This window comes from Moorena sp. SIO4G3, assembly GCF_010692305.1.
Taxonomy (GTDB): domain Bacteria; phylum Cyanobacteriota; class Cyanobacteriia; order Cyanobacteriales; family Coleofasciculaceae; genus Moorena; species Moorena producens_A.
In genome coordinates this window covers 1-17,078 of sequence record NZ_JAAHIG010000185.1, presented here as the reverse complement: position 1 = coordinate 17,078, position 17,078 = coordinate 1, and the positions used below count along the sequence as shown (strand labels likewise).

Annotated in this window: 17 protein-coding genes and 1 pseudogene; 6 read left to right on the top strand and 12 right to left on the bottom strand. The window is 42.4% G+C overall.

The genetic code is table 11. The annotated features are described in order from the left end of the window. A partial coding sequence (locus tag F6J99_RS26715; protein ID WP_293116943.1) for a hypothetical protein occupies nucleotides 1–186 on the top strand: 186 nt, incomplete at its 5' end. A 416-nt stretch (nucleotides 187–602) separates the two neighbouring features. On the opposite strand, the gene F6J99_RS26710 is transcribed toward F6J99_RS26715, so the two are convergent. After that, entirely contained in the window at nucleotides 603–1,886 is a 1,284-nt protein-coding gene (locus F6J99_RS26710) for a Glu/Leu/Phe/Val dehydrogenase (RefSeq protein ID WP_293116945.1), read from the bottom strand. Nucleotides 1,887–2,028: 142 nt separating this feature from the next. Here F6J99_RS26710 and F6J99_RS26705 point away from each other — a divergent pair, with 142 nt between their 5' ends. Then, nucleotides 2,029–2,619, top strand: coding sequence for a DUF4126 domain-containing protein (locus F6J99_RS26705; RefSeq protein ID WP_293116941.1), 591 nt, complete (start codon nucleotides 2,029–2,031; stop codon nucleotides 2,617–2,619). Between the two features lie 144 nt (nucleotides 2,620–2,763). Here the strand turns inward: F6J99_RS26705 and F6J99_RS26700 are convergent, their stop codons facing one another. From F6J99_RS26700 to F6J99_RS26665, 8 genes are all read right to left on the bottom strand, one after another. Then, nucleotides 2,764–2,988: a DUF433 domain-containing protein gene (locus F6J99_RS26700; protein ID WP_293116939.1), complete on the bottom strand. Its 225-nt coding sequence runs from the start codon at nucleotides 2,986–2,988 to the stop codon at nucleotides 2,764–2,766. A 115-nt stretch (nucleotides 2,989–3,103) separates the two neighbouring features. Next, the gene (locus F6J99_RS26695) at nucleotides 3,104–4,090 is read right to left on the bottom strand and encodes an aldo/keto reductase (RefSeq protein WP_293116936.1); all 987 of its coding nucleotides are present in this window, start codon (nucleotides 4,088–4,090) and stop codon (nucleotides 3,104–3,106) included. Between the two features lie 203 nt (nucleotides 4,091–4,293). Then, nucleotides 4,294–4,923, bottom strand: coding sequence for a class I SAM-dependent methyltransferase (locus F6J99_RS26690; protein WP_293116933.1), 630 nt, complete (start codon nucleotides 4,921–4,923; stop codon nucleotides 4,294–4,296). 48 nt (nucleotides 4,924–4,971) lie between these two features. After that, entirely contained in the window at nucleotides 4,972–6,171 is a 1,200-nt protein-coding gene (locus F6J99_RS26685) for a TauD/TfdA family dioxygenase (protein ID WP_293116931.1), read from the bottom strand. A gap of 170 nt (nucleotides 6,172–6,341) precedes the next feature. After that, on the bottom strand, nucleotides 6,342–7,682 hold the full coding sequence (locus tag F6J99_RS26680; RefSeq protein WP_293116929.1) for a glutamate-cysteine ligase family protein: 1,341 nt from the start codon (nucleotides 7,680–7,682) through the stop codon (nucleotides 6,342–6,344). Between the two features lie 61 nt (nucleotides 7,683–7,743). Next, entirely contained in the window at nucleotides 7,744–7,932 is a 189-nt protein-coding gene (locus F6J99_RS26675) for a hypothetical protein (protein WP_293116926.1), read from the bottom strand. Nucleotides 7,933–8,212: 280 nt separating this feature from the next. Further along, nucleotides 8,213–8,566, bottom strand: coding sequence for a Sir2 family NAD-dependent protein deacetylase (locus F6J99_RS26670; protein ID WP_293116923.1), 354 nt, complete (start codon nucleotides 8,564–8,566; stop codon nucleotides 8,213–8,215). A 415-nt stretch (nucleotides 8,567–8,981) separates the two neighbouring features. Then, nucleotides 8,982–9,719 carry a transposase gene (locus F6J99_RS26665; RefSeq protein WP_293116921.1) on the bottom strand — a complete coding sequence of 246 codons (738 nt, stop codon included), beginning with the start codon at nucleotides 9,717–9,719 and terminating at the stop codon, nucleotides 8,982–8,984. Between the two features lie 206 nt (nucleotides 9,720–9,925). On the opposite strand from F6J99_RS26665, the gene F6J99_RS26660 reads away from it, so the two are divergent. From F6J99_RS26660 to F6J99_RS26650, 3 genes are all read left to right on the top strand, one after another. After that, nucleotides 9,926–10,414: a GNAT family N-acetyltransferase gene (locus F6J99_RS26660; protein ID WP_293116919.1), complete on the top strand. Its 489-nt coding sequence runs from the start codon at nucleotides 9,926–9,928 to the stop codon at nucleotides 10,412–10,414. Between the two features lie 78 nt (nucleotides 10,415–10,492). After that, nucleotides 10,493–11,626, top strand: a complete 1,134-nt coding sequence (locus F6J99_RS26655) for an SRPBCC family protein (protein ID WP_293116917.1) — start codon at nucleotides 10,493–10,495, stop codon at nucleotides 11,624–11,626. 102 nt (nucleotides 11,627–11,728) lie between these two features. Continuing rightward, nucleotides 11,729–13,876 carry a carbamoyltransferase C-terminal domain-containing protein gene (locus F6J99_RS26650; RefSeq protein WP_293116914.1) on the top strand — a complete coding sequence of 716 codons (2,148 nt, stop codon included), beginning with the start codon at nucleotides 11,729–11,731 and terminating at the stop codon, nucleotides 13,874–13,876. Between the two features lie 51 nt (nucleotides 13,877–13,927). Here F6J99_RS26650 and F6J99_RS26645 read toward each other — a convergent pair whose 3' ends face one another. The 3 genes from F6J99_RS26645 to F6J99_RS26635 form a co-directional block, all read right to left on the bottom strand. Next, complete coding sequence (locus F6J99_RS26645; protein WP_293116912.1) at nucleotides 13,928–15,034, bottom strand: TauD/TfdA family dioxygenase; 1,107 nt, start codon at nucleotides 15,032–15,034, stop codon at nucleotides 13,928–13,930. Between the two features lie 236 nt (nucleotides 15,035–15,270). Continuing rightward, a complete protein-coding gene (locus F6J99_RS26640) occupies nucleotides 15,271–16,056 on the bottom strand; it encodes a Sir2 family NAD-dependent protein deacetylase (RefSeq protein WP_293116909.1) in 786 nt (261 codons plus the stop codon). 49 nt (nucleotides 16,057–16,105) lie between these two features. Further along, on the bottom strand, nucleotides 16,106–16,402 hold the full coding sequence (locus F6J99_RS26635; RefSeq protein WP_293116906.1) for an arginase family protein: 297 nt from the start codon (nucleotides 16,400–16,402) through the stop codon (nucleotides 16,106–16,108). A gap of 175 nt (nucleotides 16,403–16,577) precedes the next feature. Between F6J99_RS26635 and F6J99_RS26630 the strand changes: the two are divergent. Continuing rightward, nucleotides 16,578–16,922: pseudogene (locus F6J99_RS26630) on the top strand (transposase); the annotation flags it as partial. Nucleotides 16,923–17,078 lie beyond the last annotated feature (156 nt).

Below are 17,078 nucleotides of genomic sequence, written 5' to 3'. Positions count from 1 at the left end.
AGACAAGTAAGACAAGTAAGACAAGTAAGACAAGTAAGACAAGTAAGACAAGTAAGACAAGTAAGACAAGTAAGACAAGTAAGACAAGTAAGACAAGTAAGACAAGTAAGACAAGTAAGACAAGTAAGACAAGTAATAGGAAACTATAGGAATAGGGAAATTAAGATCAGTAAGAAAGAGATCTGATAATTTTTTGGTCTGATCAGAGACCAGGATTGGTTTTTATGATATATTTGGAAATGGGATATAATACGCCCATAGAATACGCTCATAAAATACGAACTAATAGGGCAGGTTAATCAGGCACCATATTATTAAGTTGTAAGCATTCAGCTATCAGCTATCAGCTAATGGGCTACGGGCATATGCTTACATTAAGTTGTTGTGCATTTAAATTGGTTATTACCTGTTACCTGTTCCCTTCGCTATAGTATTAGGACTTACGCAAATCCCTCAATTTAACGCTACCTGTAGGGTGGGCAAAACCTTGCCAACCCTACCCATGGATTCTGTGCGTAAGTCCTGAGTATGATTGGGATGAGTGCGTTCGCGAAGCGTCTCTGTTCGCGAAGCGTCTGTAAAGGAGAATCGCACTTTCGGATTTATTTACAATAATAATCCCTAGTTCCTTTAGCATCCAGGGAATCTCCCAGGCGATTCAAAGCATGAATATAAGCAGCTGTGCGCATGGAAACTGCTAGCTCCTGAGAAAGTGACCAAATTGTTTCGGTTTCTTCCACCATTTTCTCTTTGAGACGCTGATGGACTTCATCGAGTTTCCAATAGTGTCCACTCCGGTTTTGTAACCATTCAAAATAGCTAACCGTTACACCTCCAGCATTAACCAAAATGTCAGGAAAAACATAGATACCTTTTTCTTCTAAACGATTGTCAGCGGTAGAGGTTACTGGTCCATTGGCGACTTCAAAGATATAGTTAGCTTTGATATTATCAACGTTTTCTTCAGTGATTTGATTTTCCAAAGCAGCGGGAATCAAGACATCCACATCTAAGCCTAAAAGGTCTTGATTAGTAATGACTTCATGCTCAACAATATTGCAAACGCTACCTCGACAGTAAACGGCTTTAATGCCTTGACTGGATGTTTTATATTGGCGAATACTGGGAATATCTAAGCCTTTTTTGGCATAAATACCCCCCTGAGAATCACTGACAGCCACAACTTTATAACCTGCTTTAGCTAACAGTTGCGCTATCACAGCACCAGCATTACCAAATCCTTGCACGGCTACGGTGGTATTTTGAGGCAGTTGGTCAAATTTGGGCAAAATGGATTCAATCACAAAAAACGCGCCAGTAGCGGTAGCGGTATCGCGACCAATACTTCCTCCCAAGGCCAAGGGTTTACCTGTGACGACCCCTGGACTGATTTGACGGCGAATGACGCTGTATTGATCCATCATCCAACCCATAATCATGGAATTGGTGTAAACGTCGGGAGCGAGAATGTCAATATCAGGCCCAATGAAATCTGCGATCGCATCGATGTAACCACGACTTAACCGTTCCAACTCCAGCTTCGATAAGGCTTTAGGATTTAGAGTAATTCCCCCTTTGCCACCGCCGAAGGGCAAATTTAAGGTAGCACATTTAAAGGTCATCCAAAAGGCTAAGGATTGGACTTCATCTAAACAAACATTGGGATGGTAGCGCACTCCCCCTTTTGCTGGTCCCCTGGTGGTGTCATAGCGAACCCGATAGCCCTGAAACATCTGTAACGAACCATCATCCATGCGGACTGGGATGGAAACGCTCAAACTAGATTTGGGATATTTTAAGCGTGCGATCGCATCCTCGGAAATTGACACATATTTCAGTGATTTATGCAATCGTTTACTGGCATCAGCAAATAATGACTCAGACATGCCGTTATTTCTCCAGCTAACAAAATTTACCATTTACCCAGTCCTGGTTATTTAATTTAATCACATAAAAACTGTATATTTTGTTACATTATGCTAAGCTTGACTGGTTTAGACTAAACCTCTTGCCAAACTCACGACGCTCATGATTGCACTCCTCGCCGCCCTCTCAGCTTCCGCTGCGGCAGGAATGAGAATTGCCCTGCCCCTGTTGGTAATTGGTTTGCTCCACAGTGACCAACTCTGGTCGAAGGTACCGTTACTCTCACAGATTCATCCCCCAGTCTTGCTGACTATCTTGACAACTTGGTCATTGGTGGAGCTATTTGCCTCCAAAAATCTATTAGGACAGCGAGTCTTGCAAATAGTTCAGCTAGTCTTGAGTCCTCTAGTGGGAGCAATTCTTGGTATTGCTGTGACTCAGTTTGCTGAAGAACTAACGGGATTTGTCTGGGTGGTGGGTATTGTCGGCGGCTTATTAGCCTTCGTACTCCAGTTAGTGCAGGTGGGATGGTTCTACCGTTTGCGTGGCTTACCTCTGTGGGTAGTGTTTCTTCAGGATTTTCTGTGCGTAGTTTTGATAATCTTAGCTTTTGATGCTCCTGAACAAGGAGGATTAATCGCTTTGCTGCTACTGTGGTTAGCGATTCGCAGTGCTAAGCATTGGTATCGTTGGTATGTTCTAGGGAAGCGTTCCCGTATCAGTGGTCAAAGCCATGACCAGAATCCTGACTAAAGGGGATAACTTTTAGGCGAGAATTCCTGCGCTATACTCGTGATTGCTAAGGGTCCGTAGGGAGAGCCGTTTTTAGGTTTTTGTTGTTATCAAATGGAAAGAGTTTGATAATGGGATCTGAAAGATTTTCGTCCAAAATAAGTTTCACAAAGATACCACGAATAACTTTTTATCACCCTCTGCTGCAAAAGCAAGACAGGCTTTAATGTCTTCGGAGGTTAGTTCAGAAAAATCGTCTAGAATTTCTGCTTCTGTCATTCCCCCGGCCAGATATTCTAAAATGTCGTAGACAGTAATGCGCATGCCTCTTATGCAGGGTTTAGCACTGCGTTTACCAGGCTCGATCGTGATGATTTGGCGATAGTCCATAGTTTGTTAGTCTTGTGTTATTGGCTCTCCTAGACTGATTATATTAAAGGCTAACTTACATTAAAAGTATTGACGAAAAGCAAGTCAACACTTACAAGTATTGGCTAGAAATATGTCAACGATTGACTACATGCATCTCAGATTCTTTATAGCGAGTTCCAATCACAGGGTTTTGTGTAGCAACGGCTTCAATGCTAGTAAGTTCATCAGGGGTGAGTTGCAGTTCCGTAGCCGCGACATTCTCTTCTAAGTAACGGCGACGCTTGGTGCCAGGGATGGGAACAATCTGATTTTCTTGTGCTAACAGCCAAGCTAAGGCTACCTGCGCAGGTGTAGCACCTTTGGATTGCGCGATCGCTTTCACTTGTTCAACCAAGCGCAAATTCTGTTGAAAATTTTCCGGTTGGAAGCGAGGTAAGCCCTTACGCAAGTCATCATCAGCCAAATCTTCTGGCTTAGTAATCTGTCCGGTCAAAAATCCCCGTCCCAAGGGACTAAAGGCTACAAACCCAATGCCCAGTTCTTCTAGGGTTGGTAGAATTTCAGCTTCTGGATCTCTAGTCCAGAGAGAGTATTCAGATTGTAGTGCTGTCAAAGGATGAACAGCATGAGCCCGTCGAATCGTTGGTGGTGCAGCTTCCGATAGACCAAGATAGCGAACTTTGCCCTGCTTAACTAGGTCTGACATTGCCCCAATGGTATCTTCGATGGGAACTTCGAGATCCACACGATGTAAATAATAAAGGTCAATTGTATCAATGCCCAGTCGTTGCAAAGAAGCATCACAGGCTTGTCTGACATGATCTGGTTTACCATTAATCAGCCAAGCCCCTGTTGTTTCCGAGCAAACATATCCACATTTAGTGGCGATCGTAACTCGATCGCGATAAGGCTTCAAGGCAGTTCCAACTAATTTTTCGTTAGTAAACGGACCATACACATCTGCAGTATCAAACAGTGTCACCCCAAGCTCAACAGCTTGTTGAATGGTTGCAATAGCTTCTTTTTTGTCGCATTTACCATAAAGATCGGATACTCCCATGCAGCCTAAGCCGATGGCAGACACTTCCAATCCTGGGCGACCGAGTTTCCGTGTTTTCATGTAACTGTTCTTAAACGGGTTCCTGGTGGTAAATCACTCCAACCTAAATGGGAATTTTTGTTATCTTAAAATACCATGTATTTTTGTGGGTGATATTTACCAAACCCAAACTCTTCAGGAATCTTATCACCATTGCTAAAGCTATCACTCCACAGTTTCATTTTTTGTTTATCCTTTGATTCTTCACTACATAAAGATTCAATCTATTTAACCTGATAGGTCCAGATTTCTACAGGAGTCTTCTGCTTAGTATTAGGGTGGGAATAATATTTATCCCCGCGCTCGATTAATTGCCATTGACCTGATGACTCTAAGCTAGCCATCTTTCCTTGAAAATCTTGGCTGCTTTCGTAAAAATCAGGGCGCATTGTAAAAATTATATAACCTTCTGGTTTAGTAATGCGAATTAACTCATCAAAAGCATGACTGGGAGCATGATTATAAGTAAATACTCCAACATTGATATTGGCATCAAATGAATTCGATGAGAAGTCTAAAGGCTCTCCCAAAACTTGCTGATATAACTCGCTATAGACATTTTTTTGACGCGCTTTGTTCAACATTTCCTGGGACATATCAATAGCAACTAAGTGACGGTAGCCTTCCTGGTAGAGCCTTTGACCAACCAAGCCTGTTCCTGCCGCAGCATCTAAAATTTTTGCACTTTTAGGGATACAATTGAGAGCAATATCGGCAATTTTTTGTAGTGATACGTAGTCGCCATAACCAGTAAAATCCTGATCATACTCCTCAGCCCATCTGTCATAGTTCGCGATCAGTTCTTGATTATTTTTAGAACTGTAAACTTGACTGACTCTATCTGTTATACTCATTTTTATTGCTGATAGTATTGTGCTTTTTATTAAAAAAAGTCCTAAGGTTTAACTTTGCCCTCGGCTGAGAACTCGCATTTTAGACATTAAGTCATCTGTATCTACATAACAGCCAATGAGATACCGCGATCCACCGCTGAGATTAAAGTGAGTACGGGCATGAAGGATACGACGATTGTCAAAGGCGATTAAATCACCTGGCTGTAGTTTGAAGCGGACTTGATACCGACTTTCTTTGACACGTCGGTACCAGGTAAGCAAAGCCTTATAGCAGGCATCGACCTGATTGTAGGGCACTTGTAACGTACCTCGTTGGTAGGTAATGCTGCGCACTTCACGGATCTGATTATAGCGATCAAGGACAATAATTGGTCCTTCAACACGATAATCCTCTTCCTTGGTACTATACTTCCATTCCCAAATCGTTTCACACAAATTGCGAAAGATTTCTGGCTCTGACTGACGCAAATCCTCTGCCACCCGAAATGCATCCACAAAAACATTCTCCCCACCCTCAGCATCATTCGTGAGGCAAAATAGCATTTGTACACCCGGCTGCAACTCACGGGTTGCCAAATCCGTATGTAATGGTAAGGCAATATTTGTGTAAGCTACACTATCAGCTACCGGTCTGTTTATATCAGCACGGACATGGAAAAATACACCGAAACTGGAATTGCGTAGTGACCCAATTAGGGCAGCCGCGTCAGCACTCGATTGTTGTTCCGGTGGCAGATTCCGCAGTAAACCCAATCCAGTTGTGTAAATTGATCGAATCCAGGCGGCGCTTTCTTCTGGGTTGGTGAGCACAGTAGGACCATCAAAGGTAGGAACTTCTCCCAAAGATTCCCTATCCCAAAGCTTACGCTCAAATTTAAAAACTGGAGTCAATTCTCCCTCTATGTCGTAGGCATAACAGCGCAACCAGCCTGGATGGTAACGACTGATGTAATCTTCTGGCTGCCAGTGAATTACTAGAGACCCACTGTCGTCCACAGAAACTGATTCAATCGAGAGATTTTTGGCAACTTCATCGATTTCAAAGATTGGTTCGCGGGTAGATAGTTTAATAGAGTGTTCGGAAGCACAATTATCCCGCAGCCAAAGGGTATGAAAACGACTCTTAAACCCATCATTCCAAGTGACTTCCACGCCATTCGTTAAAAGCACTGCCTGGGTGATGAGCTGATTTGATGGATAAGTATTAAAATCCGGTGTACGCGGAAGTTCAAGAGTTTTGGTAATCATCAGTAGATTCTGTAAATTATATGATGTAGACAGCCTGGGAGCTATTTACTATGTACAAGGCATCTTTAGTAATCGGTGTAGGAATTGAGATAATTTTGATGCCATATTCCCTACTCCCTGTTCCCTGTTCCCTGTTCCCTGTTCCCTTTGCTATTGTCTTGAATTGAATCCTAGTTAATAGCTTTGTACCTACAAATATCGCGATCGCCTACCAATGCCGTGATGCCCCCTTTGTTAAATAACTCTCTAGCTACAGTAGCAGGATTTTGCCGGAGAACTAATCGCTGTTCCAGAGGATCCAGAAATTTTTCTTCCCCTAATCCCCGCCGTTTTAACCCCAGGGTTGCTATTTCCAGCATCCGTTTCGCCAGATCTGCGATCGCAATTCCCTCAACCATCCCCTCTAATCCCTTCTGGAGTGCTGCTTCCCGCATTAACCTCAGAGTTGACCAGTTATATTGATTCAACTCTTCTTGAGCTTCTGGTAAAGCACTAAGCAAACCTAGACTCAATGCTGCTGGACAAATTAAATCCCCCGGAGGCTGTTGATCCCAGAGTCGATTTTCAATGGTGAAATAGCGGGAAATGCGAGCAGTAAACCAGTAGAAAGAATTATGCAATTTCACATCTTCTGGGAGTGGAGAGATTTCAATCTCTTCTCCCGATAACCGATAGCCAACAGCTTGGGAACGTCCAAAATAATCAGCAAAACTAGAGTAATGATTAATTAAAATTGGCTCTTCGTTCCGATAGACAAAGACAGGGGATAAATTATCCACAAAACGAGCATAATCTGCTAAGTCTTTAAAGGAATTAGTTGGTATCCCCACTTGCTCTCCATCAGGAATCCACCAATCGTAAATCTTTTCAGTTACAGATTGGTAAGTCTCATCCACTTTACCCTTCCAGATGCTGGAATTTGCCATCAAAGCAATCTGTGGCCCAGCAAAACCATTTAAGGTGTTTGTTGCCTGAATTCCTTCCTCGGACGATATACTCAAATGAACATGACTTTCTGCACTGACGGTAAATAAGTATTCTCTGGGGAAAATAGCATTCCAATCAAACAAAGTCCGTTGCTTCGGTGCTCTATACTCAGAAGTAGGCTCCGTAACAGGTTGAATCCCATGTCCCAGAAAACTGACATCGTGAGCATCGGAAAATGGGGCAAGATCGGCAACCAAGGAATCAATTTGCTGCTCTAAGGTATGTAAATCTCCAGCATGAGCGAGAGAAAACTCTAGGTTACAAAAGCCAATAGCATAGCCAGCAATGGTATCATTAAATTCCCCGGGCTTGCGGGCACCAACAGGCTTGTGTGTTAGGGGGTCATCAATAACTTTCCAATTTCGCTCTGCTAAGTGTTGCCACAGATGATTGACTGTGGTTAAGGATGCGGCTTCCCCAGTTTGACGCTGTACCAAGGGAAACTTTAATTCAGCACCAATTCGCCTTGCCTGGAAGGGTTGATTAGCTGCTTTTTGAAAACCCTGCTGAAAGAATTCATACATAGTAAGGATTCAGTTGACTTCTCCGCGCTCTGAAAAGGCGCGGATTCTCAGACGTTGTGCCTCAAATATGAGCAAGTGATCGGGAAATTTCTTGTCTGACAGAGTGAGTTGGTACTCTTCTGACAGCTTCCCTAGCCATACGCCTTCTTAACTTCTCACCAATGCTACCACACCAAGCCGATCGCCCTCGTTCCTTACCATGCAAAATAGTAAGTTTTCTCAAGTGCAGCTTTGGAATTGACTCTAACATGAAGCTCATACTTAGGTGGTGCAGATGAGAGGTCGGACTTTACATAAGTGCTAATGAAATCACCTCTGTTAAGTTTGACTGGTTTATCACTCAGCTTAATGTACATAACTGACCAGCCAGTTTTTTCTGTGAGAGCAGAAAAAACTAATTCAGTCGTTCTCTTTGTTAAACAAATGGGGTGAGCGAAAAAATGCGTGGGAGTAGAGAGAATAGTTGGCGTGTTGGGCACGATAACTAAGTCCCCAACTATCTTTGCCCCAGATGAACACAGATCCGATGATTAACTTCCAGTCAATTGTGGCACAAATAGAAGCAACACAGCAGCAAATACCACAATGGCAGAAGGTAGTCCTATAAAGGAAAGTTTGTATAGGACTACCAATTTTGCTTTATGACAGGCTGCTCCAATTTGCCACAGATATTTCCAAGTTACTTCGGGACGAGTTTGTAACATATTTTTACTGATTGCTTCTTCGATTGGTATACCTTCTTGAGTGAGAACCCCTTCAAAAAGCCCACCAACACCACGATATGTAGGTAGCCCAGAGTCTGCAGATAAACCCGCTCCAGCAATGAAAAGAATAGACTCTGCCTTGAGAATACAATCAGTGACAGCACTCAGAATATTATCCATTAGTTGATAAAAACCAAAATTTTTGAGATTAAGGGTGGCACCCAACCCTAATTTATAGCGACCCTAAATCATTTGTAAAATACACTTTTCCCAAAAGCTTTGCTGTGAAGGCTTTTGGGAAAACAAATTATCAAAAGTTGTTACAACATATCTGGAGTTTAGACAAACCGATGAATGGGGCATCAGGAATCAGGCTCAATCCTTTGGTATGGGTTGAGCCTTCGCATCTCGTCGGAAAATTTGGGATTAGACCCTCAGTTGGGTCTTAGATTTGGGTCGCGAGTAACTCTTTTTGACCGTGGGAAATCGGAGACGAGGAGTTCTCCCTCGACCCGTGGGCCATCCGGGAGACTTTCCACGGAGTTTGGGCATCAGAGCGGGTGTGCCAATGTTGACCCAAATGGAAGCGAAGGCGTTAGCCACCCGTCCGGGGGTCTGATGAGTCAGTGTTTTTTGCCATGGGAGTGGATGGTCTTGGACATGATGACTTCAAGGGCCAGAGCTGCCAGGTCATCAAAGGCATCAGAGCGCTCCAGACAGCAGTTTGTTCAGCCGTGCCCAGATGAGGTAAGCACCAATGCAGTCGCTGTTTGATGAACCGATCCCAATGGTCTACACAGAATCGTCTCAAGTAAACAGACCAAAGGGTGTCGAGTGCGGGTCTAGTTTCTCCAGTCCAAACTAGCCATAGGGGACGATGGGTACGCTGACCCGTCTCATCAAGTCGTTCAACCAGTATCAGTTCCATGGGATGGGCTGCGCTATTGTAGAAGTGTAACTTCCCCCAACACCGAATTCTCAGATGGCTAAGTTTTTCATCCTCCAGCTCCATTTTCTCTTCCGGAAGCCACCAGGTGCTCTGATCGCTGAGCTTGAACTTCTGGCCATGCTTGCGAGGGCGACCGCGACCGCAATAATCTGGGGGAGGACCGTAGAGAACCCGATTGGAGCGTAGGCGCATGAGCTTGTCACAGGGGGTATCTGCCGTCAGTTGAATAAAGGAAGCACAGCCATACTCTGAGTCCCACAACGAGATCGGTCCCTGATCGAGCACTTCACAGACTAGTTTGAGCGGCAATGCGGCTTTTTCTAGGGGAGTTTCAAAGCTGGTGATGCGTTCGTGGAGTAGTGGTAGTGCCCAAGTTCCTTGCATTTGGGGTCCGCACACCAGAGTCCTGTAGCCTGGCCCCACGGTCACGGGTTTCGCGCCCGGACTCGCCTGGGGTTGATGTTCGTAGGTGCGTTCCTTCAAGGTAGAATATTCTCAACAATCTTGCGAATAAAAGCAATAAGCCAGGAAATTCTGTATCAGAATGATACGAAAAAATCTATTTTTTGAAAGTATGCGTTTGCCCTGTTATGACTTCTCACTCAATTTACATTCGTCCGGTGATACCTTATGATATACCTATTCTGTTTGAGCTAATCATGGCTTTGGCTGCCCATGAAAAACTCTCCCACAAGGTCACTGGCACATGTGAACAACTTCATAAAAGTTTATTTAGTGCTCATCCTGATGCCGAGGCAATAATTGCTTGCGTAAACGGTGTGCCAACTGGATTCGCTCTCTACTTCTTTAATTTTTCTGTTTATTTGATGAAACCAGGTTTATATTTAGAAGCTCTGTTTGTTCTACCTAAATACCGTCGTCAGGGTGTGGGCAGTAAAATGTTTTGCTATTTGGCAAAGATGGCAGTTGATAAAGGCTGTGGGCGATTTGAGTGGAGTTTGCTCAATGGTAATGAAAGTGCGATCGCATTCTACCAACAGCAAGGTGCAACCTTTCTCCACGACTGGCGGACTTGTCGCCTTGCTGGTGATGCCTTAGCTGCATTCTCTTCAGCTTAAATAAATAGATTTTTTTTCCAAGTTTTAAGCCTTTTATATTTTACAGTTAATGAAATATAACTATTTAGTAGAATCAAGATGCTATCCCTTGCTCACGAATTTTATTTTTACGAAGAAATCTTTGCTTTAGAACAAAAGCGTTTTCAATTTCAGGATATTTTTCTAGGACACAGTGGCTTTGTCAAGGAATCTCAGAACTATTTTGTGCTACCACACACTAACGATACAAAGGTTCTTATCCATAATGGAGAGAATATTCAAGTTCTGTCCAACATTTGTAAACATCGTTATGCAATCCTGCTCAAAGATAAGGGACATTGTCGAGGGATTGTTTGTCCGATGCATTCCTGGTCATATGATCTCAATGGGAAGATTTTGAATTCGCCTGGTATAGAATGCGATCATGCCCTGCACTCTCTAGAAAGGGAATCCATCGATATTTATGATGGTTTTCTTTTTCCTGAAAATTTCTCTGCCTTGAAAGGTGCTATAGAAACTGCTAAAACATTTACAAATATTAATTTTGAGAAGCTAAATTTATTTGCCCATGACCGCTTCTTCGTCAAGGTAAATTGGAAAAGCTATATGGATACCTTTCTAGATAATTACCATCTAGAAGCATTTCACCCTAACTTCAGAACCTTTCTGGATTCAAGACATATTGAATCAATTTTTCGAGACGATTTTAGTGTTCAGGGCATACGTATTAGAGAAAAACCTCAAATAAAAACCCCTGCTCTGCAGGCATATGTAGATTGCTATCGCAAGTATGTTGGTCCGTTTCCAGAGGACTATGGTGCCATCTGGCTTTGTATTTATCCTAATATCATTATTGAAATCTCTCAGTGCTTTGCTCTAATTGCCATTGTTATACCAGAAAGCATTGACTCCTGCTCAATTTACGAATACCGCCTGGTAGAAGAGCAATTTTCTCAACATCAAGACTTTCTCAGTGCGTTTGACCAGTATATGTACGAGATAGAATATGAAGACCACGATCTCATGACCAGTATCAATCAGGGAAGGAAAGCCCTTTACCAACAAGGTCACCAGCACTACGGCCCTTATCATCCTACTAAAGAAGCAGGTCAGCAGCAGTTTCATGATTATATCCGGAGGATGATTCCCGGAAGCCCCAATAGAACTATGTTAGGAGATTTTGAGGGATCTAAGAAGATGGACTCTCCCAGAATGGGTGTGGTAAATCAGTAGTTGAAATCAGATCAAACCATTAAATAAATTAATTGCCATTTGTAAAATTGAGCAATACGTACTCTATCTCTATACAGACTGTTTGAACATAGGAGTAACGATATGTCATTAAAGGGTAATGGACCGAAAGTTTTAGGCGTCTATCTTGGTCATGACTTGGGTGCATGTCTTCTATGTGACGGTCAAATTGCAGTGATGATTGAAGAAGAGCGACTAACTCGTTTCAAGCATGGTTACCCGAACTATGTCGCGGGAATTTGGGATCAGTTTGCTGGAAAGTTTGGTTATTTTCCTTGGGCATCCGTTAGCTATTGCCTGGAAACAGCAGGGCTTGGTATTGATGATTTGGATCTGATTGTCTTGAGCGACAACAATTGGGCAGAAGCAGCCGCCGAAACCATCCGATCCATTATTCCAATTAAAGACCGCAGCAAGGTAATCTTTATGACCGGACTTGAGAAGGTAGTCCATCATTATCACCATGCTCTCTCAAGCTTCATGGCAAGCCCGTTTGAGGAAGCTGCAGTCCTCGTGGTTGACGGAGCAGGAAATATAGGTCAGGATGGTTTCGAGGCGGAAACAGGTTATTTATTCGAGAATCGCTCGGGCAAGTATCGTGAGGTTTTCAAGAATTGTTATGACCCCCAACATTTTCCTTGGAATGGTCTGGGCTGGATGTATGAGCTGGTTACGCTGCTGCTTGGATTTTCCAACTCAAAGACTTTAATGCCTGATTCAGGCAAGACGATGGGGTTAGCGGCTTATGGTCAGATCAGTCCAGAATTTAAGGAACCATGGATCCAATACGATGGATTTGAGTTGAATTTCTCAGGCTTTCATCATTGGCTGAAAGAGTCGGGCTATGATTTCGGATCGCTTTTCCAGAAGAGAGGATTGGCAAAACAAGGAAAAGAAATATCGCAATACGCAAAAGACTTAGCGTTTAAAGTGCAAGCAGAACTCGAAACTTTGATGATACATCTGGCGGAAGAATTGTATCAGCAAACTGGGGCACGAAATCTTTGTCTGGCAGGTGGGGTTGCACTGAATTCAGTGACGAATGGTTTGATAGCCGCAAAGGGGCCGTTTGAGCAGATATTTATCCAACCTGCTGCGAATGATGCTGGGCAAGCGATCGGTCTCGCTTATCATGGTCATCTGTTGCTGACATCGCCATCTCATTCTCACACAAATAGCAGCATCAATGCTGATCAGGAAAGACAGACAGAAACAAAATCAAACACTGATGCTAGCAAGATCAAGCCCATCAAGCACATTTATGGTGGTTGTCAATATAGTTTGGATGAAATTCGTCAGTTACTCGTAAAATCTGAACTGCCATTTGAAGAGCTACCAAATGACGCTGAGCTCACAGAGGATGTAGCAAATGAGTTAGCTCATTTCCGCATCATTGGTTGGTTTCAGGGTGGGAGTGAGTACGGTCCAAGGGCATTAGGACATAGGAGTATTTTGGCAAATCCAAGTTCCTTTGAAACCAAACCAAAACTCAATGCTCGGGTAAAATTTCGTGAAATGTTTCGCCCCTTTGCTCCAAGTGTTTTGCGTGAACGGGTAAATGACGTTTTTGAATTGAATCAGGAAAGTCCCTACATGCTTCTGGTTGCGCCTGTTCGCGCAAGCTGGCAAGAGCGGGTTCCAGCGATCACACATGTAGATGGAACGGCACGCATTCAGACGGTTGATGCAGAGGTACTACCGCTGTTTCATATGTTAATTAGCTCATTTGAGCAGAGAAGTGGGATTCCGCTGGTTTTGAACACATCGTTTAACTTACGAGGTATGCCGATCGTCGAATCTCCCCATGATGCCTTGCAATGCTTTCTGTACACTGATATGGACAGTTTATATTTGGAACGATTCAAAATCAAGCGTCCAGATCCCTCTCATTTGTTCCCATCTCTATTGCCGGAATGGCGGATGGTTGCTGAAAAGGAAATGGAAACAGATCAGGAAGTACTAACTTTTAGTTCTAGCAGCAGTTCTAGAATAATCGAGATCGATGCCACTGCTGAATTGATGCCTTTCTTTGAAATGCTGGATGGGAACTGCTCGATCGCTACCGCTTATCAGTATGTTAAACATAATGAAAATGTGGTCGCGGACTTGGTGAAGATTGTTCAGTCTTTGGTACGGCAAGGGGCAATGCAGCTACGGGTAGGTACCCTGACCTTTGGGTTACCGACTAAATCCAGAAAATTAGATATGATACCAAAACCGAAGCGTGATTAGCGTGATTAATAGCTAAATGTTCCCTGGCAAAAAAGACACGGGGATTCTCTTTTATTTTTCTAGATATAAATGCTGAAATTGCTTAAAATTGTGTCTTCCTTTAAAGTAGTCCCAATCTAAGAATACTCCCTCCAGATGTCTAGTGCCATAATTAGCATCATAGGCTGTTCTTCCATGCAAGATCCTGAAATTCTGTTCTATCAAACAATCTCCTGCTTTGAGGCGAGAGCAATATTGATAATCAGTACTTTTTAAATACTTAAAGAAAGTTCGATAAGCTTCATAGAAAGACTCTATTTTGTCAAATTTTAAATTAGGTTTGCAGTTTTTGTGACTGAAGTAAATTTCGCTTACTTCACCTTTTTGATTTAGTTTTAAGATGGGATTAATATTACATAAATAATATTGACGATGTAAATCAAACTGTTTAAAATGTACTGGAGTTTCAGCTAAGATATTAAAGTATTCAGGATAATTTTGGCAAAAATCTCTAGCTACACGATAGCCATCTACAAGTATTGATTCGCCACCAGAAGCACTGTTCTCTACACAATAAAGAAACTGTAATAATCGACCCACATTAAGATAAGTGAAATCTGTATGAAGTGATAAAGGATTACCAGTAGCCGAATAGGCTAAATCTACAGCTTCAGCACCCTTGATGGGCTTGACTGGGATAAATCTTCCATAGTAAGTTTCATAAATTGGACCTATAGAGCAAATAAAAGACTCTAGTTCTTGTGTCGATTTGATATTTTCTAGTATGGTAAAACCCAAGCTAAAAAGCTGATTAATCCACACATCAGGATCACAATTTTGGAAATCGTGTCTTAGGGTTCGCTCTTTTTGTAACTCAGCTTTATTCCATAAAATAATCTTGCTTGAAGATTCCACTGGAGTATCGAGTTCATTAACATGAGCCATTAACCAAGAAATGGGAAAAACACTGTGGTGAATCGGTTGTTCTTTCCAAGTAATAGTTAATTTCTCGTTCTCCTCCACTACAGATACAGGCTCTGGGGGAGATTGAGCTTCACTAATGTCATAGATTTTCTGAAATGAATTAGGATCGCGACATTCTGGGCATAGGCAGTTATCTCGCAACCACATATAGTGAAAACGTTTGCCATCAACTATTATAAAAGTTTTTCCTTGCATAAGTTGAATTTATAATTTAAAAATTATCAGGTCTTTTCAACAACACAAAAGCTAATTCTATAGCAGTACTTATTAAGGTTAGGACATTTTTAAACCCTGAAACTTAGTCATAGCTTACTTTTGACTTTTAACTTTTGACTTTTGAATTGCGAGTAGCGCTATAGAAGCATTAAACTTCACTGGCACTCTCAGGGAGTGACAAGCAAAGCAATATTTTCTCCCACCCCTGCCAAGAACTAGCTTCCCCGTCGCTTTTCGCATATACTCCACAATTGATCTAGTGTATCGGCAGCAGTAGATCTGATGTGGTAATCAGCTATTTCTGAAAGTACGGTCTCAGCAGGATTTATCTCTACTATGGGCACATTTAACCTACGAGCTTTATACAAAGGTTTAGTAATGTATTGGTAGTCTCTGGAGGTGCCGATCAAAAAAATGAGATCAATGGGAGCATTATCTAGTATCTTGAAAATTTCCTCCGACGAACTCATATGATGTTCACCAAAGAGTTCAATATCTGGACGAATTAATCCTTCACAAGATGGACATCTTGGTGGCAAGTCCATCGGTTTACGATATCCGGCGAGGAGTTCTTCTGCAGTTGTCCTGTAAGAACAATTTACACAACATAGTTCCGAGAGTCGTCCATGTATTTCAATCAAGTTTTTACTTCCGGCTGCACGCTCGAATCCGTCTATATTCTGCGTTAATACCCATGTATCTGGTTTCCAAGACTCGATTTGTGCAATCACCTCATGACCACGATTGAATTTTGCTTGATGACAGGCTGCTCCAATTTGCCAAAGATATTTCCAAGTTACTTCGGGACGAGTTTGTAACATATTTTTACTTATTGCTTCTTCGATTGGTATACCTTCTTGAGTGAGAACCCCTTCAAAAAGCCCACCAACACCACGATATGTAGGTAGCCCAGAGTCTGCAGATAAACCCGCTCCAACAATGAAAAGGATAGACTCTGCTTTGAGAATGCAATCAGCAACAGCACCCAGAATATCATCCATTCGTCTACAACACTCAACTTTCTAAGTTTAGAACATTTCTGGATTCAAGTTAACCACTCGTTTGCATACTCTGTAAACAAGCAAGTTTGTATAGGACTCTAGCTCCTACATTTCCATCCCACTCATCTCCAACATCACCAGGTGCCACCTCGCACAAATCAAAACCAATAATTGTTTTACCTGTTTGCACTAGCGATCGCAACAAATAAATTGCTTCATTAAACTCCAAGCCACCTGGTACGGGAGTGCCTGTATTCGGACAACAGGAGGGATTTAAGCCATCCATATCAAAGCTAATATAGAACCCATTTGAGATCTCAGAGCTGATTTGTAAACTCGCACTCAACCTTGTAGGATAAAGTTTGCCTCAAAAAAGTACATTTGAACTATGTAATATCCAGAAGACAATCATAGCAACCCTTTCAGGCTTTTTAATATTTACTTTATAAATTAGCTCTCAGTAATGGAGTAAAATAGGTTAAAAATGCCGTACTCAAGTAGTCGAGCGTGATCTTGAATGGGAAATAATCGAGCCTCTGTTGCCCAAAAAGAAGCAAACTAGACAACCATTGTGGAGTAAGAGGCAGATATTAGATGGTATCAAGTACCAACTCAAGAATGGTTGTAATTGGTGTGATTTACCTAAAGACTTACCTCCCTATTCCACAGTGTTTTGGTACTACAAACAGTGGCGATCGCAAGGAGTAATCGAAGAAATTAGGGACATCCTACATCGTCGAGTACGTGAGCAAGTCAAAAAAAAAGGGCAATGGACAACCCTGATGATTATCGACTCCCAAGCAGCTCATATACACCTGCAATGCCAGCATCTCTTCCAAAGGATTTTGTTTTTACAAAGCTACTAATGGCATCACTTGACATCTAGCAGTAGATACCTTGGGTAACGCATTTTTTAGTTACTGTACCAAAGCATCGGTGTCTGACGATGTGGGATTAATTGAAATGTTATCTAACATCAAGATATCCGAGGGTTTTTTGGTGTTATGATAAAGCGATGCAGC